The organism is Fervidicella metallireducens AeB, assembly GCF_000601455.1.
In the GTDB taxonomy this organism is placed as follows: domain Bacteria; phylum Bacillota; class Clostridia; order Clostridiales; family Caloramatoraceae; genus Fervidicella; species Fervidicella metallireducens.
Genome location: NZ_AZQP01000124.1, coordinates 1 through 1,421, shown reverse-complemented (window position 1 = coordinate 1,421; position 1,421 = coordinate 1). Strand labels below are relative to the sequence as shown.

Below are 1,421 nucleotides of genomic sequence, written 5' to 3'. Positions count from 1 at the left end.
AATCTACCCTTAAAGAATTATTTAAAGATGTCTTAGAAGAAATGCTTCAAGCGGAGCTTGATACAACTTTAGGCTATGAAAAATATGATGTAAAAAATAAGCAAACCGATAACAGCAGAAATGGATTTTCTAAAAAAACAATTAAAACTGAATTTGGTGAAATGGAAATCGATGTCCCAAGAGACAGAAATGGCGAATTTGAGCCTAAGATTGTTCCTAAAAATAAAACAGATATCTCTGGAATTGAAGATAAGATAATATCCCTTTATGCTAGAGGAATGAGCACAAGAGATATACAGGATCAAATTAAAGATCTCTATGGCATAGATATATCACCAGAGCTTGTTAGTAAAATTACAGATCGTATTATTCCAGAAGTTAAGGAATGGCAAAGCAGACCTTTAGAAAAAATTTATTCCTTTATATTTATGGATGCTATACACTATAAAGTAAGAGAAGAAGGACGTATTCTTAATCGTGCAGCTTATGTTGTTCTTGGGGTTAACATTGAGGGATATAAAGAAGTTCTTGGTATATGGATAGGAGAAAATGAATCATCAAGATTCTGGCTTGGAGTTCTTAATGACCTTAAGGGCAGGGGTGTAGAAGATGTTCTGGTTTTCTGTGTTGATGGTCTCACTGGAATGAAAGAAGCTATACAAGCTGCTTATCCAAAGTCAGAAATACAAAGGTGCATAATACATCAATTGAGAAATTCATTTAAATATGTTTCATACAAACATCTTAAAGAGTTTACAAAAGACTTTAAAAATGTATATAACGCATTGAATGAGGAGGTTGCTAAAGAAAAACTTAAGGAAGTAGAACAGAAATGGGGCTCTCAATATCCATATGCAATTAAGAGTTGGGAAAACAACTGGGATGTAATATCACCTTTCTTTAAATTCCCTGATGAAATAAGAAAAATCATGTATACTACAAACATAATAGAAAGTCTACACAGGCAGTTTAGAAAAGTAACTAAGACAAAAACTATATTCCCCACAGATTTGTCATTAGAAAAAATGCTTTATCTATCGGTTAAAAATATAGATAAAAAGTGGACTCAAAGGTATAGAAACTGGGATATGGTAATCAATCAGCTTATGATAATATATCCGGGAAGAATATAGCTAATACTAAATATAATTTACAAAAAACAAAAAATTTTGAAGCTTCAGTCGACCCAGGTCTCCTTTCGCTTCAAAAATTATAACAATGCTCTAATCGTGAGTTTGTTATGCATAGACATAGACCCACTCATTATAAAAATTTTAACCAAAATTAATCAACATTATGCATAAAAACCTAATTTATGGTAACAATTAGTAGTGAAGTAAATAAAATATCTTTTTGAATTTAGTCTAAAACTTGCCTTGAAGGAGTTGCTCCTCATCTAAATACACAGATTTATTTACACT

1 protein-coding gene is annotated in these 1,421 nt (G+C 31.3%); it reads left to right on the top strand.

Translation table 11 applies throughout. From position 1 onward, the window contains the following. Positions 1-1,133, top strand: a 1,133-nt coding sequence (locus Q428_RS14010) for an IS256 family transposase (protein WP_035382026.1), incomplete at its 5' end; no start/stop codon positions are given. Positions 1,134-1,421: the final 288 nt, after the last annotated feature.